This window comes from Pantoea sp. ME81, assembly GCF_903970985.1.
Taxonomy (GTDB): Bacteria; Pseudomonadota; Gammaproteobacteria; order Enterobacterales; family Enterobacteriaceae; genus Pantoea; species Pantoea communis.
Genome location: NZ_CAJCKS010000072.1, coordinates 1 through 24,098, shown reverse-complemented (window position 1 = coordinate 24,098; position 24,098 = coordinate 1). Strand labels below are relative to the sequence as shown.

General features: G+C 52.9%; 24 protein-coding genes. 17 read left to right on the top strand and 7 right to left on the bottom strand.

Annotated elements, in window-relative coordinates:
* The 3 genes from H7A81_RS14530 to speA all read right to left on the bottom strand — a co-directional run.
* Positions 1-1,185: Ig-like domain-containing protein (locus H7A81_RS14530; protein ID WP_182057865.1), on the bottom strand; the 1,185-nt coding region annotated here is incomplete at its 3' end.
* 310 nt (positions 1,186-1,495) lie between these two features.
* Positions 1,496-2,191, bottom strand: a complete 696-nt coding sequence (locus H7A81_RS14525) for an EAL domain-containing protein (RefSeq protein WP_182057864.1) — start codon at positions 2,189-2,191, stop codon at positions 1,496-1,498.
* 718 nt (positions 2,192-2,909) lie between these two features.
* Positions 2,910-4,889: a biosynthetic arginine decarboxylase gene (gene speA / locus H7A81_RS14520; protein WP_072016983.1), complete on the bottom strand. Its 1,980-nt coding sequence runs from the start codon at positions 4,887-4,889 to the stop codon at positions 2,910-2,912.
* A 364-nt stretch (positions 4,890-5,253) separates the two neighbouring features.
* Here speA and H7A81_RS14515 point away from each other — a divergent pair, with 364 nt between their 5' ends.
* The 9 genes from H7A81_RS14515 to ruvX all read left to right on the top strand — a co-directional run bounded on the left by H7A81_RS14515 (position 5,254) and on the right by ruvX (position 12,951).
* On the top strand, positions 5,254-5,529 hold the full coding sequence (locus H7A81_RS14515) for a hypothetical protein (protein WP_182057863.1): 276 nt from the start codon (positions 5,254-5,256) through the stop codon (positions 5,527-5,529).
* 164 nt (positions 5,530-5,693) lie between these two features.
* Positions 5,694-6,845: a methionine adenosyltransferase gene (metK, locus tag H7A81_RS14510; protein ID WP_058959339.1), complete on the top strand. Its 1,152-nt coding sequence runs from the start codon at positions 5,694-5,696 to the stop codon at positions 6,843-6,845.
* Between the two features lie 413 nt (positions 6,846-7,258).
* Complete coding sequence (locus H7A81_RS14505) at positions 7,259-8,653, top strand: sugar porter family MFS transporter (RefSeq protein WP_034823260.1); 1,395 nt, start codon at positions 7,259-7,261, stop codon at positions 8,651-8,653.
* A 96-nt stretch (positions 8,654-8,749) separates the two neighbouring features.
* Positions 8,750-9,262, top strand: a complete 513-nt coding sequence (locus H7A81_RS14500) for a SprT family zinc-dependent metalloprotease (protein WP_182057862.1) — start codon at positions 8,750-8,752, stop codon at positions 9,260-9,262.
* A gap of 76 nt (positions 9,263-9,338) precedes the next feature.
* On the top strand, positions 9,339-10,046 hold the full coding sequence (endA, locus tag H7A81_RS14495; protein WP_182057861.1) for a deoxyribonuclease I: 708 nt from the start codon (positions 9,339-9,341) through the stop codon (positions 10,044-10,046).
* 74 nt (positions 10,047-10,120) lie between these two features.
* Positions 10,121-10,852 (top strand): 16S rRNA (uracil(1498)-N(3))-methyltransferase, encoded by a 732-nt coding sequence (gene rsmE / locus H7A81_RS14490; protein ID WP_038644914.1) that lies wholly within the window; start codon positions 10,121-10,123, stop codon positions 10,850-10,852.
* Positions 10,853-10,944: 92 nt separating this feature from the next.
* Positions 10,945-11,889 carry a glutathione synthase gene (gene gshB / locus H7A81_RS14485; protein WP_045814700.1) on the top strand — a complete coding sequence of 315 codons (945 nt, stop codon included), beginning with the start codon at positions 10,945-10,947 and terminating at the stop codon, positions 11,887-11,889.
* Between the two features lie 82 nt (positions 11,890-11,971).
* Positions 11,972-12,535 carry a YqgE/AlgH family protein gene (locus H7A81_RS14480; RefSeq protein ID WP_034823267.1) on the top strand — a complete coding sequence of 188 codons (564 nt, stop codon included), beginning with the start codon at positions 11,972-11,974 and terminating at the stop codon, positions 12,533-12,535.
* Positions 12,535-12,951 (top strand): Holliday junction resolvase RuvX, encoded by a 417-nt coding sequence (gene ruvX, locus H7A81_RS14475; RefSeq protein WP_034823268.1) that lies wholly within the window; start codon positions 12,535-12,537, stop codon positions 12,949-12,951. The genes H7A81_RS14480 and ruvX overlap by 1 nt, the downstream gene beginning before the upstream one ends.
* Positions 12,952-13,293: 342 nt before the next feature.
* On the opposite strand, the gene H7A81_RS14470 is transcribed toward ruvX, so the two are convergent.
* Positions 13,294-14,286: a type IV pilus twitching motility protein PilT gene (locus tag H7A81_RS14470; RefSeq protein ID WP_182057860.1), complete on the bottom strand. Its 993-nt coding sequence runs from the start codon at positions 14,284-14,286 to the stop codon at positions 13,294-13,296.
* 16 nt (positions 14,287-14,302) lie between these two features.
* Here H7A81_RS14470 and H7A81_RS14465 point away from each other — a divergent pair, with 16 nt between their 5' ends.
* The 4 genes from H7A81_RS14465 to hemW are packed head-to-tail and all read left to right on the top strand — an operon-like array spanning position 14,303 to position 17,314.
* The gene (locus H7A81_RS14465) at positions 14,303-15,010 is read left to right on the top strand and encodes a YggS family pyridoxal phosphate-dependent enzyme (RefSeq protein WP_182057859.1); all 708 of its coding nucleotides are present in this window, start codon (positions 14,303-14,305) and stop codon (positions 15,008-15,010) included.
* 12 nt (positions 15,011-15,022) lie between these two features.
* Complete coding sequence (locus H7A81_RS14460; RefSeq protein ID WP_034823271.1) at positions 15,023-15,577, top strand: YggT family protein; 555 nt, start codon at positions 15,023-15,025, stop codon at positions 15,575-15,577.
* A gap of 20 nt (positions 15,578-15,597) precedes the next feature.
* Positions 15,598-16,191 (top strand): XTP/dITP diphosphatase, encoded by a 594-nt coding sequence (locus H7A81_RS14455; RefSeq protein WP_097118062.1) that lies wholly within the window; start codon positions 15,598-15,600, stop codon positions 16,189-16,191.
* Positions 16,184-17,314, top strand: a complete 1,131-nt coding sequence (hemW, locus tag H7A81_RS14450) for a radical SAM family heme chaperone HemW (RefSeq protein ID WP_058959334.1) — start codon at positions 16,184-16,186, stop codon at positions 17,312-17,314. Before H7A81_RS14455 ends, hemW begins: the two co-directional genes overlap by 8 nt.
* A gap of 52 nt (positions 17,315-17,366) precedes the next feature.
* Here hemW and H7A81_RS14445 read toward each other — a convergent pair whose 3' ends face one another.
* From H7A81_RS14445 to trmB, 3 genes are all read right to left on the bottom strand, one after another.
* Positions 17,367-18,086: a DUF2884 domain-containing protein gene (locus H7A81_RS14445; protein WP_166932822.1), complete on the bottom strand. Its 720-nt coding sequence runs from the start codon at positions 18,084-18,086 to the stop codon at positions 17,367-17,369.
* A gap of 258 nt (positions 18,087-18,344) precedes the next feature.
* Positions 18,345-18,671: a YggL family protein gene (locus H7A81_RS14440; protein ID WP_034823275.1), complete on the bottom strand. Its 327-nt coding sequence runs from the start codon at positions 18,669-18,671 to the stop codon at positions 18,345-18,347.
* A complete protein-coding gene (gene trmB, locus H7A81_RS14435; RefSeq protein ID WP_034823276.1) occupies positions 18,671-19,390 on the bottom strand; it encodes a tRNA (guanosine(46)-N7)-methyltransferase TrmB in 720 nt (239 codons plus the stop codon). Before trmB ends, H7A81_RS14440 begins: the two co-directional genes overlap by 1 nt.
* Positions 19,391-19,543: 153 nt before the next feature.
* On the opposite strand from trmB, the gene mutY reads away from it, so the two are divergent.
* The 4 genes from mutY (at position 19,544) to H7A81_RS14415 (ending at position 23,962) form a co-directional block, all read left to right on the top strand.
* Positions 19,544-20,629: an A/G-specific adenine glycosylase gene (gene mutY, locus H7A81_RS14430; RefSeq protein ID WP_034823277.1), complete on the top strand. Its 1,086-nt coding sequence runs from the start codon at positions 19,544-19,546 to the stop codon at positions 20,627-20,629.
* Positions 20,629-20,901 carry an oxidative damage protection protein gene (locus H7A81_RS14425; protein WP_034823278.1) on the top strand — a complete coding sequence of 91 codons (273 nt, stop codon included), beginning with the start codon at positions 20,629-20,631 and terminating at the stop codon, positions 20,899-20,901. The genes mutY and H7A81_RS14425 overlap by 1 nt, the downstream gene beginning before the upstream one ends.
* A 53-nt stretch (positions 20,902-20,954) precedes the next feature.
* Positions 20,955-22,034, top strand: coding sequence for a membrane-bound lytic murein transglycosylase MltC (mltC, locus tag H7A81_RS14420; RefSeq protein ID WP_058959330.1), 1,080 nt, complete (start codon positions 20,955-20,957; stop codon positions 22,032-22,034).
* A 503-nt stretch (positions 22,035-22,537) separates the two neighbouring features.
* Positions 22,538-23,962 (top strand): amino acid permease, encoded by a 1,425-nt coding sequence (locus H7A81_RS14415; RefSeq protein ID WP_160833042.1) that lies wholly within the window; start codon positions 22,538-22,540, stop codon positions 23,960-23,962.
* Positions 23,963-24,098 lie beyond the last annotated feature (136 nt).

Here is a 24,098-nt window from a genome sequence, read left to right as displayed (position 1 = left end):
TCCCTCAACGACGGTCTGCCGATCTGTGGGGCTGGCCGGTGGGTCGGTATCGACCGTGAAGGTAATGGTGGTCGCTACGCTGGTGTTGCCCGCCGCATCTGTCGAAGTGATGCTGAGGGTATGACTACCCTGAGCTAATTCTGGGCTAGTGAAACTCCAACTGCCGTTACTGCCAACGGTTACGCTACCAAGTACAGTATCGCCATCGCGAATGGTGATGATGCTTCCTACCTCGCCTCTGCCGCTCAGCAAAGGCGTGGTGTCATTGGTGGATCCACCATTGGCGATCGGCAATACCACCGAGCCTGCGTTGTTCCCGACATTGAGATCACTCACCGCTTCTGGCGCAGTGGTATCCACGGTAAAGGTAATCGGATCGCTGGCGGCGCTGGTATTACCAGCCGCATCGGTCGCGGTGACGGTCAGGCTGTGTGAACCGTCTGCCAGCGCTGGTGAGGTGAAGGACCATGTGCCATTTGCACCCACCACGGTGGAGCCCAGCAACGTTGTGCCATCATAAACGCGAATAATGGCACCGACTTCGCCGTTGCCACTTAAGGTTGGAGTGTTGTCATCGGTGACTGAACCCGTGGTGATCGCGCCTTGATAGGGGCCAACGTTGTCACTGACCACCAGGTTGGTCACTACGGCTGGAGGAGTGGTATCGCCTCCACCATTGTTGCCTCCACCATTGTTGCCACCACCGTTGTTACCGCCGCCGTTGTTACCACCACCGGTACTACCGTCACTGACTGCGGCATTACCGCCGCCACCGCCTGCCGAGCCAGCAAACATCGCCCCCAGGCCCGCCAGCGCTGCGCCACCGATACCGAAGGCCGCGATGGTGCCATCATTGGTGGTGTTCTCAGCTAGCAGCCCTTCGGTGCTGTCAATGTTGACGTACTGGAACCCATCAGTGCCCGGATCTTCAACCCACCACAGTGCACCTTTGTCGTCCTGCAGCACCAGGTCACTGTCGCCTGCTGCTGTATAAAAGTTATGAATAACAACCACTTCACCAGATTTTGTGGTGACGACTAAATCATTACCATTGCGTGTGAAAGACTTAATATCTGATTGATTAAGGTGAAGTTTAACTACGCTTGGCGCAGTTAAGTTGACTTGAGAGCCGCTAACTTCAGAGGCTACTGTCCCACCTTTAGGAGTGATAGAGATATTATTCATTTTATCGAAATCCCGCGCAGTTATTAAATTCCATAAAAACGCCCGGTATCCGCAGATACCGGCTTCAATGGCGAATAATCCAGATGACTATTCACTTCTTCTCTTGGTCGATTTCATACAAACTCATGATGAAATCGCGCTGAGCCGAGTTAAGCCTCCATCCTGGGAATGGGCTGGGTTTATTTTTCAGCGGAACAAAGGGGGAAATGCCTTTATTTTCCATTGGGCGAGCACAAATCAAATTGAATGCAATGAACCCATTTTTAGACATTTTTTCTACCCCGATTGTAGTGGCCGAACCCGCACAAACTCAGGATTGCTTAAGAAAATCATTTAGATAGACACTCTGCCAGTGATAGCCCTGCATACCGTAGATCGCTTTATGCGCCAGCAAATCGAGGTGTGATGGGTTTTCAACGCCTTCAACAATCACGCCTTTGCATAATTGGTTGAGGTGGCTAAGCAGCGTGTCAAAAATGTGACCGTCGCCAAATTGCCAAAAAAAATCTTTGTCAATCTTGACGATTTCAAATATTTCGCTATCGAGCATGGTCAGGTTGGAATAACCCGGACCAAAGTCATCAAGCCATAAAGGGGCGTGTGTCACTTTCGCGACACCTTTTAATATCAGCAGGTCTGCGCTGTTAAAACGCGCGGTAAAGAAGGCGGATATCTCTAAACGCAACAACGTTAAACTCGCCAGTTTTTGTTGTATTTCAGCATCTTCAAAAATACCGGCGACGATATCTCTATCCACATTTACACTGACTACCTGATCAAACCCTTTCTGGTATAGCTGAATAAGTTTTCCGATCTGGTGGAGGAATAACTGCCATTTCTCGTCAGCAGAAAGCCGACTGAAGAACCCCTCATCCCTGCAAGGGTTACGTTTATTATTAATATCTGCATCATCTGAGAATCGGGTTAACAATTCCCATGCAATCAACTCGCCGGCTTTACCGTGAACGGGTTCCAGCAAGAAAATGTATTCAGGTTGATTGCTCATTTCACGGTCCCTTCCGCAACTTACTGATACTCCTGAACTGTCAGGATTACTCATGTGAGATGTAAGGGAAACATCGATAAATCTTAACACGTTAACTGAAGCCTAACGTAGGGCTTACAGTTTGCAAAATAGATTTCAGTAAAGACTCAACCACAATTCAATCGTTTAAATCTATCAATTTACGTAGTAAACTTAATTTACTTTCACAAAATTATCGGATAATTCCTGGAAAAATTTAAGTTGGTGCCAATCTTGACAGATATCAAAACAACGAACACATTGAATTTATTGTATAAATTATTCTTAATTTGTCTGATAAAGATAATTACATCGCAAAATTCATTTTTTTCGTTCTGGAATGCATGGTTCCAAAAGACGTCAAAAAATGTAGTTTCTTGATGGGACTATTCAATCCTTAATGTTTAAATTTTTATTATACATCGATAAGAAAACATAACAGATTACCTATCCAATCCTTACAAAATCAGTAACTAATGCAGGGATATTCGGGATTGAAGCGAAGCGGTTCTTTAGCTTTGTGAATAAAAATGAAGGGGATAGAAAACACGTATTTTAGGCGCGAGTTATAAATGGATGATTAACATTTATTGAGAGTGATCTTCATCACACTTCGAATAAAAGAATAGAGGAATAAGAAAATAGAATGGCAGGTAAATAAAAACGGGCCCTGTACAGGGCCCGCTATGCGTATTAACAGTTACTCATCTTCAAGATAGGTGTAACCATATAAGCCACTTTCAAACTCTTCAAGGAACTGTGCACGCAGCTCTTCGTCGATGTCTTTCTGCTGTGTCACCTGATCGCGGAACAGCGTCATCAAATCGTTAGGGTTCAGCTGCACATACTCCAGCATGTCTGCCACGGTATCGCCTTCATCTGACAATTGCACTTCAACGCTGCCATCCGGGAAAGCGAATACGTCAACCGCTTCGGTATCGCCAAACAGGTTGTGCATGTTGCCGAGGATTTCCTGATACGCGCCAACCATAAAGAAGCCCAGCATTGGCGGATTATCAATGTCGTACTCTGGCATCGGCATGGTGGTGGCAATACCGTCGCCATCTACGTAGTGATCGATGGTGCCATCGGAGTCACAAGTAATGTCGAGCAATACCGCACGACGCTGAGGGATCTTGTTCAATCCTTCCAGCGGCAGCACCGGGAACAGCTGATCGATACCCCACGCATCCGGCATTGACTGGAACAGCGAGAAGTTGACGTAAATCTTATCCGCCATACGTTCCTGCAGTTCATCAATGATAGGACGGTGCGCACGGTTGCTTGGATCCAGATGCTGCTGGATATAGTGACAGATGCTTAAATAAAGCTGCTCTGCCCAGGCGCGCTGGCCGAGATCGTAGGTGCCGGAAGAGTAACCGGTATGGATATCGAACAGATCCATCTGGCTATCGTGCAGCCATTCACGCAGCGAACGACGGACGTTCGGCTCGTGCATCTCCTGCCAGGTATCCCACAGGCTCTGAATCGGACGTGGTGAATCGACATCTGGCGCCACTGGCGTACTGAATTCGTTGCGCTCTACACCGATGATGTTGGAGACCAGCACGGTATGGTGCGCGGTAACCGCACGACCGGATTCGGTGATGACGGTTGGATGCTCCAGACCGTGCTCTTCACAAGCATCACCAATTGCCCAAATCACGTTGTTGGCATATTCGTTCAGGCCGTAGTTCACCGAGCAGTCAGATTGCGAACGCGTACCTTCATAATCCACGCCCAAACCGCCGCCGACATCAAAGCATTTGATGTTCACGCCGAGTTTAGCCAGCTCAACGTAGAAACGCGCCGACTCACGCACACCGGTGGCGATGTCGCGAATGTTGGACATCTGCGAGCCAAGATGGAAATGCAGCAGTTGCAGGCTGTCGAGACGACCGGCTTTGCGCATGATATCCACCAGCTGCAACACTTGTGACGCCGCCAGACCGAACTTAGATTTCTCACCACCGCTCGACTGCCATTTACCGGAGCCTTGCGAAGCCAGACGCGCGCGAATCCCCAAACGTGGGATCACGTTCAGGCGCTCCGCCTCTTCCAGCACCAGGCGCACTTCGGTCATTTTCTCGATCACCAGGTAAACCTTGTGACCGAGTTTCTCGCCAATCAGCGCCAGACGAATGTATTCGCGGTCTTTATAGCCATTACAGACGATCACCGAACGGGTTTTACCCGCGTGCGCGATCACTGCCATCAGCTCGGCTTTCGAACCGGCTTCCAGGCCCAGTGGCTCACCGGAGTTCACCAGTGATTCAATCACGCGCTTATGCTGGTTAACCTTAATTGGGTAAACCAGAAAGTAGTCACCCTTGTAGCCGTAGGATTCGCGCGCACGTTTAAAGGCGGCGTTAATTGAACGCAGGCGATGCTGTAAAATCTGCGGGAAGCAGAACAGCGCAGGCAGACGCTGGCCATCGGCTTCACGCTCTTTGACCAGTTTCGCCAGGTCAACGCGCACTTCCGGCTGATCCGGATCCGGACACACGCTGATGTGCCCCAGCTCGTTGACGTCATAATAGTTATTACCCCACCAGGCAATATTGTAGGTACGCAGCATTCTGCTCGCTTCCTGATCGTTCATCGCCACCTCCTGCATGGAGCGGAGTACACCCTGTTCGCCAGCTGACGAACCCTTGATATTCTTCATGTCGTCAGACATCGCGAACCTCAATTTTCCGTTGAAATATGAAACAGTTGCCGGGTCTTGCTATTGTGAGTCCGGGTAAACATTTCCCCATCCTGCTGAGCTCCGATTATCGGGTTGCCGTGCACGTTGCTGACTCTAAGTGTAAAACACCACGCTGTAGTCAGTAAAAAACGGGCCAAAAGCCAACGCTTTTCACCGCCTAAGACGAGTGAAACACAGCGACAGAAATGAGGGAATAGCTTAGCCGGCGCTCGTGTCGGGATAATTACCGCAACGTGCAAAACTTCGACGAGAGAAAAGAATAAGACTGGATTGGGAAAGGATTGCCAGTGCGCCCGTTGAGCGCAGTGAACCGAAAAGAAGAGAAGTGTGGTTCATGACTTTTATCACCTCCAACGCCTGCAAACAGCAAACGAGAAACGGCCTGGGTGAAAATCAGAGAATAGCTCTGACGGCGCGACGCGCGGTGGCGTCATCCTTTTGTACTGTGGTCGACAGCAGCGGCGTTTTATACAGTTTGCAGGGTGAAAAAGCAAAATCTTTGTCTGGGATCTGTGGAAGGTGTCAGGAATTTCTTCCATCTGCTCACTTGCGTAAACGTGCGGAATCAGAAAAAGCACTGGAAAAGTGCTCACTGTGTAACCTAGAATAGCCGTCCAGATGGTTTTCCATCTAAACTGGTTAACATCCAGGCGGTGTCGGCTATTACGCCAATACTCCCTACTGCTCGCGGCTTTGCCTGAAGGGGCGTCGAGTCGGCCTGGTCCACTTACGCTATGCAGTCGAATTCAAACCATTTGTAAGGTAAAGAACAGAATGGCTAAACACCTATTTACATCTGAGTCCGTATCAGAAGGACATCCTGATAAAATCGCTGACCAAATTTCCGATGCCGTGTTAGATGCGATCCTTGAACAGGATCCAAAAGCACGCGTGGCCTGCGAAACTTACGTTAAGACCGGTATGGTGCTGGTTGGCGGTGAAATCACCACCAGCGCCTGGGTTGATATCGAAGAGATCACCCGTAATACCGTACGTGAAATCGGCTATGTCCATTCCGATATGGGCTTTGATGCGAACTCTTGCGCCGTACTGAGCGCGATTGGCAAGCAGTCTCCTGACATAAACCAGGGTGTTGACCGTACCGATCCGCTGGAACAGGGCGCGGGCGACCAGGGCCTGATGTTTGGCTACGCCACCAACGAAACCGACGTGCTGATGCCTGCTCCGGTAACCTACGCCCACCGTCTGGTGCAGCGTCAGGCTGAAGTGCGTAAAAGCGGCTCACTGCCGTGGTTGCGTCCGGATGCGAAAAGCCAGATCACTTTCCAGTACGATGGCGGCAAAATTGTCGGTATCGATGCGGTTGTCCTGTCGACTCAGCACGCTGAAGAAATTTCGACAGCCGATCTGCGTGAAGCGGTGATGGAAGAGATCATCAAGCCGGTACTGCCTGCAGAGTGGGTGAATGCCAGCACCAAATACCATATCAACCCAACCGGTCGCTTCGTGATCGGCGGCCCAATGGGCGACTGCGGTCTGACCGGTCGTAAAATCATCGTTGATACTTACGGCGGTATGGCGCGTCACGGTGGCGGTGCGTTCTCTGGTAAAGACCCGTCTAAAGTTGACCGTTCTGCTGCTTACGCTGCACGCTATGTCGCGAAAAACATCGTCGCGGCTGGTCTGGCTGACCGTTGCGAAATCCAGGTTTCTTACGCGATTGGCGTGGCTGAGCCAACCTCCATCATGGTGGAAACTTTCGGTACTGAGAAAGTCCCTACCGAGCAGTTGACCCTGCTGGTGCGCGAGTTCTTCGACCTGCGTCCATACGGCCTGATTCAGATGATGGATCTGTTGAAGCCAATCTACAAAGAGACCGCCGCTTACGGTCACTTTGGTCGCGAACACTTCCCGTGGGAGCAGACTGATAAAGCTGCTCAACTGCGCGAGGCTGCGGGCCTGTAATCTTACAATCCTGCAAAAACGAGCCCGCTTATTGCGGGCTTTTTTATGCCCGTTAACCAGCCTGCACATTTTTTCCCGCTGTCTACACTTCATTTTCGATGCTTACAACAAAGTGTTAACGATTACATTTTGATAACCTTTTGTAATCTGTTATTTAGAGAATTTTCAGCGTAGTTATTCGTATGAAAATGCGTTATTTTCAGCGTCGTCTGATAGCCGATATTTAGAGAGATGTCAGAAACTTAAAGGGTGCTATACCTTACTGGTTACGTAACTATTTCAGGCGGAAAATGCTGGATTGCAGGGTTTCAGCGTGTGTAACCGATTACACTGATGTGATCATCCTCACTTTTTTCCGTCGGCAGGTTTCATAACATTGATAAAAACAATGATAGATAAACTTCGGAGGCATTATGCCTGGTAATACTCATAAGAGCAGAACGTCGAACAAGATGATGACCTTGTTTGTCTGCTTCTTAGCGGCTCTGGCCGGCCTGCTGTTTGGTCTGGATATCGGCGTTATCGCTGGTGCCCTGCCCTTCATCGCCAAAGATTTCAACGTGACTGCACATGAGCAAGAGTGGATTGTCAGCTCAATGATGTTCGGTGCGGCTGTCGGTGCGATTGGTAGCGGCTGGATGTCTTCACATCTCGGCCGTAAAAAGAGCCTGATGGCGGGTGCAATTCTGTTCGTGATCGGTTCACTGTGGTCAGCCATGGCGGTTAGCCCGGACATGCTGATTGCTGCACGTGTAGTACTCGGCCTGGCAGTAGGTGTCGCGTCTTACACTGCTCCTCTGTATCTTTCTGAAATCGCACCGGAAAAGATTCGTGGCAGCATGATTTCTCTGTATCAGCTGATGATCACCATCGGTATCCTGGGCGCGTATCTGTCTGACACTGCATTTAGTGACGCAGGCGCATGGCGCTGGATGCTGGGTATCATCACCATTCCGGCCGTGCTGCTGCTGGTAGGCGTATTCTTCCTGCCAAACAGTCCACGCTGGCTGGCGGCGAAAGGCGATTTCCGCAGTGCAGAACGCGTGCTGGCTCGTCTGCGTGATACCAGCGAACAAGCTAAACGTGAACTGGATGAGATTCGTGAAAGCCTGAAGATCAAACAGTCTGGCTGGCAGCTGTTCCAGAGCAACAGCAACTTCCGCCGTGCGGTGTTCCTGGGCGTGCTGTTGCAGGTGATGCAGCAGTTCACCGGTATGAACGTCATCATGTATTACGCGCCAAAAATCTTTGAGATTGCGGGCTTCGCCAATACCACTCAGCAGATGTGGGGCACGGTCATTGTCGGTCTGGTCAACGTACTGGCGACCTTTATTGCGATTGGCCTGGTGGATCGCTGGGGCCGTAAACCGACGCTGGTGCTGGGCTTCATCGTGATGGCTGCAGGTATGGGTATCCTCGGTACCATGCTGCACATCGGCATTAACTCCGCTTCCGCACAATACTTTGCTGTCGCCATGCTGCTGATGTTCATCGTTGGTTTTGCGATGTCTGCCGGTCCGTTGATCTGGGTTCTGTGTTCAGAAATTCAGCCGCTGAAAGGCCGCGATTTTGGTATCACCGTGTCGACCGCAACCAACTGGATTGCCAACATGATCGTCGGTGCCACCTTCCTGACCATGCTGAACACGCTGGGCAACGCGCCGACCTTCTGGGTATACGCAGGTCTGAATGTGTTCTTTATCCTGCTGACCGTGGCGCTGATTCCAGAGACCAAAAACGTCTCGCTGGAACACATCGAGCGCAACCTGATGCAAGGCAAAAAACTGCGCGATATCGGACAGCAATAAGGTCGATAAGCGATACGAAGGGCTGCCGATTGGCGGCCCTTTTTTTGTGCGTTTCGTCAGGTGCGCATTTGTGCGTACCAGGTTATCCTGCCCGACATGAAAACACCTCGCCTTCCCATTGCCCTGCAACAAGCCGTGATACGCTCGTTGCGTCACCATTTGCAGCTCGCCAATCAAAAGCTGGAGCGTCACTATGACGAGCCGAAGCTGGTGTATCAGCAGCGCGGCACCGCTGCCGGTACGGCCTGGCTGGAGAAATGGGAGATTCGCATCAACCCGGTGCTATTGCTGGAGAATCAGCAGGCCTTTGTGGACGAGGTGGTGCCGCACGAACTGGCGCACCTGCTGGTATGGAAAACCTTTGGTCGCGTGCCACCGCACGGCAAAGAGTGGAAGTGGATGATGGAGAACGTGCTCGGCGTTCCCGCGCGTCGTACCCATCAGTTCGAAATCGCGTCGGTGCGCAGCAATACCTTCCCCTATCGCTGCCGCTGTCAGCAACATCAGCTCACCGTACGCCGACACAATCGCGTGTTACGGGGGGAAAGTGAATACCGCTGCGTGCAATGCGGTACTTTGCTGCAACCTGGTGAATTTTCAGCAAGTTAATCCGTTTATCTGATTTCCCACCCTGCGCCATTCTGTTACCCTGCCGCCTTTTTACGCATCAGGTAATTTTTGGAATATGTCTCGCAAAACGCTGTTGTTACTCTCCTTATTAGTTGCCCCCATTAGCGCCTTCAGCCTCAGCATCACCCACTACAATCAAAATAACTTCCAGCAGGCCAAAGTGGTCGCCGCGCAGATCAATGCCGATGCGCCCGCCGAATTTTACTGCGGCTGCAAAATCAGCTGGCACGGCAAGAAAGGCGAGCCCGATCTCAGTAGCTGCGGCTACAGCGTGCGTAAAAATGCCAACCGCGCTGAACGTATTGAGTGGGAACATGTGATGCCTGCATGGGAGTTCGGCCATCAGCGCCAGTGCTGGCAAAATGGCGGCCGTAAAAACTGCAGTAAAGATGCCGATTACCGCCGCATTGAAAGCGACCTGCACAATCTGCAACCGGCGATTGGTGAAGTGAATGGCGATCGCAATAACTTCCAGTACAGCCAGTGGAACGGCGGCGACGCGCAATATGGTCAGTGCGCAATGAAAGTCGATTTCAAGCAGAAGCTGGCGCAGCCACCCGAGCGTGCACGCGGTGCCATCGCCCGCACTTACTTCTACATGCGTGACCAGTATCAGTTGCGTCTGTCACGCCAGCAGACCCAACTGTTCACCGCCTGGAACAAGCAATATCCGGTAAGCCAATGGGAGTGTGAACGCGACAACCGCATCGCGCAGGTGCAGGGAAATCACAATCCCTATGTACAACAGGCTTGCCAGCGCTAAAAGCGCTACCCTACACTAGCTTTTTTCCGATTGGGCCGTGTCCGAAGACACGGCATAACGCTGGCAGGAACCGCATGCGCATACCTCGCATTTATCATCCCGAACCTCTTGAAGTTAACAGTGAAGTCTTCCTCGACGAAGATGCCGCTAACCACGTCGGGCGCGTGCTGCGCATGACCGCCGGTCAACAAATTGAGCTGTTTGATGGCAGTAATCTGACTTTTAACGCCGAAATCACCCAGGCTGATAAAAAGCGTGTAAAAGTAAGGGTCCTTGCCAGTCAGCCTGATGACCGTGAATCTCCGCTCCATCTCCATCTTGGGCAGGTGATGTCGCGCGGCGAAAAAATGGAATTCACTATCCAGAAATCAATCGAACTCGGCGTGAACGTGATTACACCCTTGTTTTCGGAGCGCTGCGGCGTAAAGCTGGATGCTGAACGACTGGCGAAGAAGATTCAGCAATGGCAAAAAATTGCGATTGCCGCCTGTGAACAGTGCGGCCGTAATCGTGTGCCGGAAATCCGTGAAGCGATGACGCTGGAAGCCTGGTGTGCCGAGCAGGAAAGCGGTTTAAAGCTCAATCTGCATCCGCGTGCCAGCCACAGTATTAACACTCTGCCGCAGCCGGTTGAACGTGTACGCCTGCTGATTGGTCCGGAAGGCGGCTTATCCGCAGACGAAATAGCCATGACCGCGCAGCAGGGTTTCACCGATATTTTGTTGGGCCCACGCGTGCTGCGCACAGAAACCACTGCACTGACGGCCATTACGGCACTTCAGGTGAGGTTTGGTGACCTGGGTTAAGGGATACTTTTAGGGTTTTAAAACTACGCACGTGAAAAGCCGCAGCGCTGTCACGGAACGGGGCAATAAATTCCCCCTTTGAGGAGAGAATAATGATTAAGCTTGGCATCGTTATGGACCCAATTTCGTCCATCAACATTAAAAAAGACACCAGCTTCGCCATGTTGCTGGAAGCACAGCGCCGTGGTTACGAAATTCATTACATGGAGATGGGCGATCTCTCCCTGCGCGGTGGCGTCACCTACGCCCGCACGCGCCTGCTGAGCGTTGAGCAGAACTACGACAAATGGTACGAGTTCGGCAGTGAGCAGGTAATCCCGCTGGCCGATCTCAACGTGGTGCTGATGCGTAAAGATCCGCCGTTCGATACCGAATTCATCTATGCCACCTACCTGCTGGAGCGCGCGGAAGAGCAAGGTACGCTGATCGTCAACAAACCGCAGAGCCTGCGTGACTGTAACGAGAAACTGTACACCGCGTGGTTCGCCGACCTGACGCCAGACACGCTGGTGACCCGCAATAAAGAGCAGCTGCGTGCCTTCTGGCAGGAGCACGGTGATGTGATTCTCAAGCCGCTGGACGGCATGGGCGGTGCCTCGATCTTCCGCGTGAAGCAGGACGACCCGAACTTTGGTGTCATCACCGAAACCCTGACCAATCACGGCCAGAACTTCTGCATGGCGCAAAACTATCTGCCGGCGATCAAAGACGGCGATAAGCGCGTGCTGGTAGTGGATGGCGAGCCAGTGCCGTATTGCCTGGCGCGCATCCCACAGGGTGGCGAAACTCGTGGTAACCTGGCTGCCGGTGGCCGCGGTGAAGCACGCCCGTTGAGTGACAGCGATTGGGAAATCGCCCGTCGCGTGGGTCCAACGCTGAAAGCTAAAGGGCTGATTTTTGTCGGTCTGGACATCATTGGTGATAAACTCACCGAAGTTAACGTAACCAGCCCAACCTGCGTGCGTGAAATCGAGGCTGCATTCCCGATCTCGATCACCGGCATGCTGATGGATGCCATTGAGAAACGCCTGGGCTGATGTCAACGGCGTGTAAGCGCCGTGAGAACCCAAAACCGACGTGGCTGCGGCCGCGCCGGTTATTTTTGGTATACGAGTGAGAATGAATTTACAGCATCATTTTTTGATTGCGATGCCGTCGCTGCAGGACCCGCTGTTCAAACGCTCGGTAGTGTATATCTGCGAGCACAATGAAGATGGCGCCATGGGTTTAATCGTAAACAAACCGATGGAAAACCTGACGGTCGAAGGCATCCTGAAGAAACTTAAAATCAGCCCATCAGAACGTGACCCGGCCATCAAGCTGGACAAACCGGTGTTTGCCGGCGGTCCGCTGGCGGAAGATCGCGGCTTTATCCTGCACTCTGCCCAGAAAATTTACTCTTCCAGCATTCGTATTTCTGACAATACCGTGATCACCACTTCACGGGATGTGCTGGAAGCGATCGGCACCTCAGAACAGCCCGATAACGTGCTGGTGGCTTTAGGTTATTGCGCCTGGGAAAAAGATCAGCTGGAGAACGAGCTGCTGGAAAATGCCTGGCTAACCACACCCGCGAACAGCAATATTCTGTTCCAGACGCCAATCGCCGAGCGCTGGCGCGAAGCCGCACGCAGCATGGGCATTGATATTCATAATATGACCAGCGATGCAGGGCACGCCTGATGGCCAGTGAAACCTTGCTGGGCTTCGATTTCGGCACCAAAAGCATCGGTGTGGCGGTCGGCCAACAACTGACCGGCACCGCACGCGCACTCACCGCGCTCAAAGCACAGGACGGCACGCCGGACTGGAAGCTGATCGAGAAGCTGCTGAAAGAGTGGCAGCCTGATTATGTGGTGGTGGGCTTGCCGTTGAACATGGACGGCACCGAGCAGCCGTTAACCGATCGCGCCCGTAAGTTCGCCAATCGCATTCATGGCCGATTCGGCGTGCGCGTTGAGCTGCAGGACGAGCGGTTAAGCACCGTGGAAGCGCGCGCCGACCTGTTCGAACGCGGTGGCTTCCGTGCATTGCAAAAAGGTCAGGTCGATTCGCAATCGGCGGTGATCATTCTGGAAGATTGGTTCGATACGCACTGATTGAAATCCAGGTGCGCGTGAATGCGCACCTGACAAATTGCGGCAACAGCTTGCTTGTTATTCGCTCGGCTATAGTGCTCCCGCCATTTACGGCAACCTGCGAACACGCCAATCAATTCTGCCACTTGTATTGACTCACAGGCGCGCAAATCATGCCCCGCCCTTTTGTAACGACTCGCAGGCATTAAAATCATCCCCGCCTCTTTGTATCAACTCGCAGGCACTCAAATCATGCCCACTCCCTTGTATCGGCTTGCAAGCATTCAAATCATGCCCCGCCCTTTAGTAGCAACTCGCAGGCACGCAAATCATGCCCGCCCTTTTGAATCGACTCGCAAATTCTCAAATCAATCCCGCCTGTTGTCGCGCCTGTTCGCTCTGCGCGAACGTCTGCATCCCTGACTGCGCGCCGGTTTGCAGCACGCCAGGCAGTTGATGCATCTTGCCCTCACGGATTAAATTGGTCACCGCAGGCGTGGCCACCAACACCTCGAACAAGCCAATTCGCCCGCCGTTTTTTGCCGGCACCAAACGCTGTGCCAGCACCGCTTTCAAACTGCCCGCCAACTGGGTGCGCACCAGGTTTTTTTCCTCGGCAGGAAACACATCCACCAGCCGATCCACCGCTTGCGTGGCACCTCGCGTGTGCAACGTTGCCAGTACAAGATGCCCGGTCTCTGCCGCCGTCAGCGCCAGCCGAATGGTCTCGCTGTCACGTAGCTCACCCAACAGAATCACATCCGGGTCTTCGCGCAGCGCCGCTTTCAATCCTTGCTGGAATGACACCGTGTGTGCGCCCACTTCCCGCTGCTGTATCAACGAGCGCTGGCTGTGATGCACAAATTCAATCGGATCTTCCAGCGTAATAATGTGGCGTGCCTGTTCGCGATTGAGGCTGTCCACCATCGCAGCCAGCGTGGTGGATTTACCGCTGCCGGTGGCACCCGTGATTAAGATCAGCCCCTCTTCCAGCTGCAACAACTGCGTTACCACGTCAGGCAGTTGCAATGGGTTGATGTTGGGCGCCTGGCTGTCAATCAAGCGCAGCGCCAGCGATAAACCGTGGCGCTGCATAAACAGGTTGGCACGCAAACGCACGCCGCTTTTCAGGGTGATGGCAAAATCAACGTGCCCGCTCGCTTCCAGCTCATCCTGCTGTACGCCGCTGAGCCACTGTTGCAAAAAGGTTTCCAGCCAGTCGCCATCCAATGCGGTTTGTTGTGGGATCGGCTCCAGCACCCCCTGCCGTCGCCAGTGCGGTAAATGTCCGCTGCAAAGGTGCAGATCGGCGGCGTTATGCTTTACACTAAGGGCCACAACTTCATCCAAATCCATTTAACTTCTCCTGACTATGACTTCCATTGAGCACAACCTACAGCAAGTGCGTGAGCGTATCGCCACTGCCGCTGCACGCTGCGGCCGCGCGCCAGAAGAAATTACCCTGCTTGCAGTGAGCAAAACCAAACCTGCGAGCGCAGTCGCAGAGGCGATTGCTGCGGGTCAGCAGGCATTCGGTGAAAATTACGTACAGGAAGGGGTTGAAAAGGTGGCTGAGCTGGCCGCACATCCTGATCTGCAGTGGCACTTTATCGGGCCGCTACAATCCAATAAAAGCCGCCTGGTGGCGGAGAATTTTGCCTGGTGTCACACCGTGGATCGTGAACGCATTGCACACCGCCTCAACGATCAGCGTCCGGCAGCGTTGCCACCGCTTAACGTGTTAATTCAGGTAAATATCAGTGACGAGAACAGCAAATCTGGCATCATGCTGGAGGCCATTCCGGCGCTGGCGGCGCAGATAGCCGCATTGCCACGTCTGCGCTTGCGCGGATTGATGGCGATCCCGGCGCCGGAGTCAGATTACGATCGACAGTTCGCGGTATGTCAGCAGATGGCTGACGCGTTTAACGCTCTAAAACAGGATTACCCTGATGTCGATACGCTTTCTCTGGGAATGAGCGACGACATGGATGCGGCAATCGCCGCAGGCAGCACCATGGTGCGCATTGGCACCGCCGTATTTGGCGCGCGGGATTATGCGCGACCTTCACAACAATAATTGAGGAACCTCATGTTAACAATGACGTTTTTAGTCAAAACGCTGATCGACCTGTACGTGATGGTATTGCTGCTGCGCATCTGGATGCAGTGGTCACGCTGTGATTTCTATAACCCGCTGTCACAGTTCGTGGTGAAGATTACACAGCCAATTATCAAGCCGCTGCGCCGCGTGCTGCCAGCGATAGGCCCGATTGACACAGCCTCGCTGGTGCTGGCCTTTGTACTGACCACCCTGAAATATCCGGTGCTACTGTTAATTCAGGTTGGCGTGTTCTCGGTGGATCCCACCAATCTGTTAGTCGGCCTGTTGTCACTGGTGAAATCCGCCGGTTATCTGGTGTTCTGGGTGATCATCATTCGTTCGCTGATGAGCTGGATCAGCCAGGGACGTGGCCCGATTGATTACGTGTTGATTCAGCTGACTGAACCGCTGATGGCACCGATTCGCCGTATTCTGCCTGCGATGGGCGGCATCGATTTCTCTGCCATGATTGTGATTCTGGTGCTGTACGCGCTGAATTTCCTCGGCATGGACCTGTTCCCAGGTCTCTGGTATTTGCTGTAATTCGTTAATCTGGAACTGTTATGCAAAAAGTCGTACTCGCCACCGGTAATCCGGGCAAAGTTCGTGAACTGGCCGATCTGTTAGCGGCCTTCGGCCTCGATATCGTGGCGCAAACCGAGCTGGGCGTTGAGTCAGCGGAAGAAACCGGTCTGACCTTTATTGAAAATGCCATTCTCAAAGCGCGCCATGCTGCGCAGATCACCGGTCTGCCAGCGATTGCCGATGACTCTGGTCTGGCGGTGGATGCGCTCGGCGGCGCGCCAGGCATCTACTCGGCGCGTTATGCCGGAGAAGACGCCAGCGATCAGCAAAATCTCGATAAGCTGCTGGTGGCGTTGGAAAACGTGCCGGAGGGCGAGCGTCAGGCGCAGTTCCATTGCGTGCTGGTTTACCTGCGCCATGCGGAAGATCCGACACCGCTGGTGTTCCACGGCAGTTGGGCGGGTGAAATCACCCGTGCAGCCGCAGGTGAAGGTGGCTTTGGTTACGACCCGATATTCTATGTTCCTGAACTGGGCAAAACCGCAGCAGAGCTGAGTAAAGATGAAAAGCGTGCTGTTTCTCACCGTGGCAAAGCATTGACGCTGTTACTGGATGCGATGCGCAATGCCTGAGTTACCTCCGTTAAGCCTGTACATCCACATTCCGTGGTGTGTGCAGAAGTGTCCGTACTGTGATTTCAACTCTCACGCGTTAAAAGGCGAGGTGCCGCACATCGAGTATGTGCAGCATCTGCTCAGCGACCTTGAACAGGATCTGCCGCTTACCGCTGGCCGCGAAGTGCGCACCATCTTCATTGGCGGCGGCACACCGAGCTTGCTCAGCAGCAACGCCATGCAAATGTTGATGGATGGCGTGCGTGCGCGCCTGCCGCTGGCGGCCGATGCAGAGGTCACCATGGAAGCCAATCCGGGCACCGTGGAAGCGGATCGCTTCAGCGGCTACCAGAAAGCCGGTATTAACCGTATTTCGATTGGCGTGCAGAGTTTTAGCCCGCAGAAGCTGGAGCGCTTAGGGCGCATTCACGGCCCTGATGAAGCGGTACGTGCCGCCCATCTCGCCGCCGGTCTTGGTCTGCGCAGCTTTAACCTCGATCTGATGCACGGCTTGCCCGATCAGTCACTGGAAGAGGCACTGGACGATTTGCGTCAGGCGATTGCGCTGAATCCGCCGCACCTGTCGTGGTATCAGCTGACCATCGAGCCGAACACGATGTTCAGCTCGCGTCCGCCGGTGTTGCCGGATGACGATGCGCTGTGGGACATCTACGAACAAGGCCATGAGTTGCTGAGTGCCGCCGGTTATCAGCAGTATGAAACCTCGGCCTATGCGAAGCCGGGTTATCGCTGCGAGCACAACCTCAACTACTGGCGCTTTGGTGATTACCTTGGCATCGGCTGTGGTGCCCACGGCAAATTGACGCAACCGGATGGCAGAATTGTGCGAACGGTGAAAACCCGTCATCCGCGCGGCTTTATGCAAGGTAAGTACCTCGACAAGCAGCACAACGTGGAGAACGATGACAAGCCGTTTGAGTTCTTTATGAACCGCTTCCGTCTGCTGGAAGCCGCACCGCGTGCAGATTTCAGCCGCTATACCGGGCTGGATGAGCAAGTGATTCGCGCACAGATGGATGCAGCGATCGAGGCAGGTTACGTGGTGGAAACCGCAGAGCAGTGGCAGATAACCGAAAAAGGGAAGTTGTTCCTGAATTCGCTGCTTGAACTGTTTATGTAGTTCAAACAGTCATATAACCCAGCGGCACGCTACTTCGTCCCGCTGGTTTTTTTTAACCTTTAACGCCCTGCACTAACGCTTTGCGCTGCCCTTCCAGATCCGTCACGCGATTACACACCTCATGACCGAAGTTCTGAAAGTCCTGTTCCTGCTTATTCCATTCCGCCTGAACCGCCTGCTGCAGACCGCCGAGGTTGCCCATAATCGCCTGTAGTGGATTACTGCCGCTGGCGGCCTGGCTGCTGCCCATCTCGTTCAGACTATCCTGCATAATACCGCCCAGCGTGCTCTGCACCAGTTTTTCGCCATCGGCGCGCACCTGGTCAATTGCCTGGTGGTGGAAGGTCAAACCATCCGGACGATGCTCAATGATACGGTTCATCTGCTGCTTCAGCTGTCCATCCAGCTTGGTCAGGCGATTGCGCACGTTGCTGTTGGCACCGAGCTTTTCCACAATCACTTTATCCAGCGCCACACGGCTGCGTTCCAGACGCGTCGAGGCCCCGTTATCCACCCACGGCAAGTCCCGACGTAACGCATTCTGATAGTCGATGGCTTTCTGTCGCGTGGCGTTATCCACGTTGGCTTTCTGCCCGTTAAAGGTCACATCGCCCTGCGGTGAGATTTCAAGATTACCGTTGGTGCCGACCACCTGCACGCTCTGCGGTTTGATGATCACATCATCCTGAGGATTAACGCTGCACTGATAATCAGCCTGCGCCTGTGTCGCTGCGGCCAGCAGCAGTGCGGTAAGAAGCGCCTTACGAACCATGAAATCTCCCTAAAATGAAAAGCCGCCCACGCCTTTGCAGTTAGTACAAGTCAGGCGTAAGCGGCGCAGCGAATTTGGTGACGGTCAGCGCACAGTAATCGGATCGCGCCTGAGTACATAAGAATGACTCACGTTGCTCGCCCCTTTCGGAGCCGCCCTTTGGGCGTACAAGTCGCTTTCGCAACTTGTGAGCGCACTGCCCGGCGCCAAAAGCGCAAGTGAGCTAGCCTGAAGCGATATCTCAGGCCAGTAGATTACTTAGTCCCACCAGACGTCAAAGAGTTCAGTTACCTGAACATCTGACAGCTCGCGTTTCTCCAGCCATTTGCGCACCAGCTCACGGTGCTCATCGGTGCACTTACCGGTTTCCTGCAAGCAAACCAGACCTTCCCACACCAGATAACCGCTGCCGTCATACGCCAGGCCATTGGGATCGATCACTTCAGTAATAAACTGATCCAGCGTGGCATCAATCTGCTCCTCGGTGGTGCCTTCGGCAAAACGCCAGGCCACAGAGAAACCTAACTCCTGAAACTCATCGATATGCAGTTTTTTACGTAAACGACGGCTACGCTGTACGGCCATTATTTAATCCTCTCAAACATCAGATCCCAAACGCCATGGCCCAGTCGCTGCCCGCGCTGCTCAAATTTCGTTAACGGACGCGTTTCCGGACGCGGCACGTAATCATTACCTTCTGACAGGTTCTTATACCCATCCACGCTGTTCATGATTTCCAGCATGTGTGTCGCGTAATCTTCCCAGTCGGTGGCCATATGGAACACGCCGCCCAGCTTCAGCTTACGCATCACCAGCTCGGCAAAAGGTACCTGCACAATGCGACGTTTATTGTGGCGCGCTTTATGCCATGGATCCGGGAAGAACAGCTGAACCATGCGCAGTGAGTTATCCGGAATCATCTGCTGCAACACTTCTACTGCGTCGTGACACATCACACGCAGGTTTTCCACGCCTGCCTCTTTGGCAGAAGCCAGACAGGCTCCCACGCCCGGCGCATGCACTTCAAGACCGAGGAAGTTCTGGTGAGGATTATTTTGCGCCATGGTCACCAGTGAGGCGCCCATGCCAAAACCGATTTCCAGCACCACTGGCGCTTCACGGCCAAACAGTGCTGCCAAATCCAGCGGTTCCTGCTGGAACTCGACGCCCATCTCCGGCCAGTAATTATCGAGCGCGAGCTGCTGTCCTTTCGTTAAGCGCCCCTGGCGGCGCACAAAACTGCGGATACGGCGTAATGGCCGCCCGTTCTCATCAAATTCCGGGGTGATGACGTCATTAATCATGTTGAAGCCTGCTGGTTAGCCTTTTCTGGGAAACGGGCATTATGCAAAGTTAGATAGCAGAAGCAAGCCTTTGCAATCTTCCGGTTTACACCCCGATGTCTCTGTGCTGGAATTCCTGCCTGATTGTAGAGCAAACACGGAATATTTCCTCAAATGATGCAAGCGCCGCAGTTCGCGCAACAGGTGCTGGAGTGGTATCAGCGCTTCGGCCGCAAAACCCTGCCGTGGCAGCAGGAGAAGACACCTTATAAAGTGTGGCTCTCCGAAGTGATGCTGCAGCAGACGCAAGTTGCCACCGTTATCCCTTACTTTGAACGCTTTATGGCGCGCTTCCCGACGATTGCCGATCTGGCCGCTGCACCGCTGGACGAAGTACTGCATCTGTGGACCGGCCTCGGCTATTACGCCCGTGCGCGCAACCTGCATAAAGCGGCGAAACAGGTGGTGGATAAGCACGGCGGCGAGTTCCCACGCAATTTCGATGATGTAGCCGCGCTGCCCGGCGTTGGACGCTCCACCGCGGGTGCAGTGCTGTCCTTATCGCTCGGCCTGCACTTCCCGATTCTGGATGGCAACGTCAAGCGCGTGCTGGCCCGGTGTTATGCTGTTGGCGGTTGGCCGGGCAAAAAAGACGTTGAGAAACGTTTATGGCAGATTAGCGAAGAAGTGACACCTGCCGAAGGCGTAAGCCAGTTTAATCAGGCGATGATGGACCTCGGTGCGTTAGTGTGTACTCGCTCACGTCCTAAGTGTGAAATTTGCCCGGTCAGCAACGGTTGTGTAGCGTATGCCAACAATAGTTGGGCCGAATATCCGGGTAAAAAACCCAAAGTGACGATTCCAGAGCGCACCGGCTGGTTCCTCATGATTCAGCACGGCGACGACGTATTCCTGGAGCAACGTCCGCCGGTGGGATTATGGGGCGGTTTGTTCTGCTTCCCACAGTTCACCAGTGAGCAAGCGCTAACTGACTGGCTGGCCGAACGCGGCATTCACGCCAAACCACAGCAGCTGACGGCTTTTCGTCATACCTTTAGTCATTTCCACTTAGACATTGTGCCTATGTGGCTGGCGTGGCCTTCTGCCGGGTCGCTGATGGATGAAGCGAGCGGTCTCTGGTATAACTTAGCGCAACCACCGTCAGTGGGTTTGGCAGCGCCCGTAGAGCGTTTACTGCACGAATTGCGCCATCCCCAGCAACTGGCACTGCACACGCGCGTGATCCAAGAGGAAGAGTAATGAGCCGCACCATTTTTTGTACGTTTCTGCAACGCGACGCTGAAGGGCAGGATTTCCAGCTCTATCCAGGCGAGATCGGTAAGCGCATCTACAATGAGATTTCCAAAGAAGCCTGGCAGCAGTGGATGTCCAAGCAGACCATGTTGATCAATGAGAAAAAGCTCAACATGATGAACCCGGAAGATCGCAAAGTGCTGGAAAAGGAGATGATCAATTTCCTGTTCGAAGGCAAAGATGTGCACATCGAAGGTTTCACCCCGCCAGAAAAATAATCGTTCAGGGCCTCCCTTTGAGGCCCTCTTTTTGAATCAGGCACGCATTTACAATGAATAAAAAACTGATAGCGCTGTTAGTGATTGCTCCACTTTTGGTTTCCTGCTCCGGACAAAAAAAATCGCAGTATCACGAAGAGTGGGTTAAGGACACCAACGGTTTCGACATCCTGATGGGGCAGTTCGCCGCCAACATTGAAAATATTTGGGGTATCAATGAGGTTCTGATCGCTGGACCGAAGGATTACGTCAAATATAGCGACAGCTATTACACCCGCAGTCACATCAACTTCGACAGCGGTAGCATCACCATTGAGACCATTGCTGGCACCGATCCGATGGCCAGCCTGCGCCAGGCGATCATCACCACGCTGTTGATTGGTGACGATCCGGGTAATGTCGATCTCTACTCCGATGCCAATGATATTCAGATCAGTAAAGAGCCGCTGCTTTACGGCCAGGTGCTGGATAACACCGGTCAGCCGATTCGCTGGCAGGGACGCGCGGCCAATTTCGCCGATTATCTGATTCAGAACAAACTACAAAAACGCACTTCTGGCCTGCATGTCATCTGGTCGGTCACCATTCCGATGGTGCCAAACCACCTCGACAAACGTGCGCACAAATATCTGCCGCTGGTGCGTAAAGCCGCTGAAGAGTACGGCGTAGATGCATCCCTGATTCTGGCGATTATGCAGACGGAATCGAGCTTCAACCCCTATGCGGTCAGCAACTCCGATGCGCTGGGCTTGATGCAGGTGGTTCAGCACACCGCTGGCGTGGATGTGTTCCGCATGAAGGGCAAGTGGGGTAAACCGAGCCGCAGCTATCTGCTCGATCCGGCCAATAACATTGATGCGGGAACGGCCTATCTGTCGCTGTTGCAGAAGAGTTATTTAGGCGGGATTCAGGATCCAGTGTCACGCCGCTACGCGGTAATTACCGCCTACAACGGCGGCGCGGGTAGCGTACTGCGCGTGTTCTCCAGCGATAAAGATCGTGCCTTCGCGAAGATTAACGACATGTCGCCTAATGATGTGTATCAAACGCTGACCACGAGTCATCCATCGGGCGAATCACGTCGCTATCTGTACAAGGTGAATCAGGCACAGCGTAGTTATCATCGGTATTAATCATCAACTGATGAGTTAATGCATTAGTTATTTTAGGGGCAGACAGAGAGAAAAAGATTGACTCTGACTGCCTCTTTTTTAATTACCCTCGCAGGGATATATCCCGTCGATAAATTTCGCCTGACCTCACAAAAATAAGAAATCAATATGGTGAAACCTCGCCCATCGCAACGTGTTGTTTTTACAACCACACGCACGACCTGCCTAACATTTATATTCTATATTCTTTCGTTTTCTTCCCATCTCACATTCCCGCCCTGATTGACCCTTTTTTCAATAAGGTGCAATGATTATTTCACGTCTCCACAGATAAATTAACAACGTCCCATATCGCTCTATAAATAATTTCTGGCATTGACTTAAATAATTAAAATATCGATGAAGATCACACTTCATCGCGGAAAATAACATCGTATCGGGCATATCAACATTATTTCGTCAACACGGATGCTTGCATCCCGTGGGATATCCAATGTCATGCCTGAATTGCTAAGAGGAAATGTATGAGCCATTCACCCGCAAAACAGGACTCGTTAGGCGACGGCCTTTCAGATCGACAGGTTGGTATGATCTCCATTGCTGGCATTATTGGTGCCGGGTTATTTGTCGGCTCCGCGAATGCCATCGCCACGGCGGGCCCGGCCGTGTTGCTCTCCTACGCGATGACCGGTGTGCTGGTACTGCTGGTGATGCGCATGCTGGGGGAAATGGCCGTGCTGCAACCTGATTCGGGATCCTTTTCCACCTACGCGGCGAAAGCCATTGGTCCATGGGCCGGTTTCACTATCGGCTGGCTATATTGGTGGTTTTGGGTGTTACTGATTCCGGTTGAAGCGATTGCCGGAGCCGATATTCTGCATGCTTATTTCCCTTCCATTGCCTCGTGGCAATTTACCACTGCGATTATCCTGTTGCTCACTGTCACTAACCTTTTTAGCGTTAAAAACTTTGGCGCCTTTGAGTTCTGGTTCGCCATCATCAAAGTGGTAGCGATTATTGGATTTATTGGCATCGGCATTGTGGCGATTTCCGGATACTGGCCGCTGGCAAATGTCAGTGGTGTGGCACATTTATATAACAGTATTGGCTTTATGCCGCACGGTTTTGGCGCAGTATTAACCGGTATTTTACTGACCATTTTTTCATTCTTTGGCGCGGAGGTGGTCACCATTGCCGCCGTGGAATCCAAAGACCCAGGTAAAAAAATCAGCCGTGCGATTAATCTGGTGGTTTACCGCATCGCATTATTTTATTTGCTGTCTATTTTCCTCGTGGTGTCGCTGGTGGCATGGAATGATCCGCAGCTGTTAGCCCAGGGAACATTCCAGTATGTGTTGTCCACCCTGAACTTCCCCGGTGCCAAACTGGTGGTGGATTTGGTGGTGCTGATTGCCGTGTGCAGCTGCATGAACTCCGGGTTATATACCGCTTCCCGTATGCTCTATTCTCTGGGTAAACGCGGTAATGCCCCGGCCTCATGCGCCACGGTATCCAACGGTGGCGTGCCACGTGTGGCGGTATTGGGTTCCACGCTGGCGGGCTTTGTCGCCTGTATTGCCAACTACGCTTTTCCGGGCGAGGTGTTTGCCTTTCTGATCTCCACCACTGGTGCGATCGCGTTAATTGTCTATCTGGTGATTGCCGTTTCACAGCTAAGAATGCGTACGGCGATGGAAAAACAGGGCATCACGCCTGATTTTAAAATGTGGTTGTTCCCGTGGCTGACCTGGCTGAGCATTTTGATGATTGTCAGTGTGCTGGGCTATATGTTCTATCTGCCACAGTATCGCTACGAAAGTCTGATGACGCTGATGGTGACGTTTATGGTGCTGTGCGTCGGTGTTTACATTACCGGTAAACGCCGCAAGCAGGCGACATACCGCACAGGAAGGCTGGCTAAAGAGAAAATTCAGGTGGTTCGCCACTGATAAGGTGCTGACGGCGTGCGGTGATTGCACCGCACGCCGTCGGGCAGGTTAGCGCACCATCATATTCGCCACTAAGTGTTTACGTCCGCTGTCATCTTCCTCGGTGTAAACCCCTTGCAGCTCCGGTGAGAAGCCC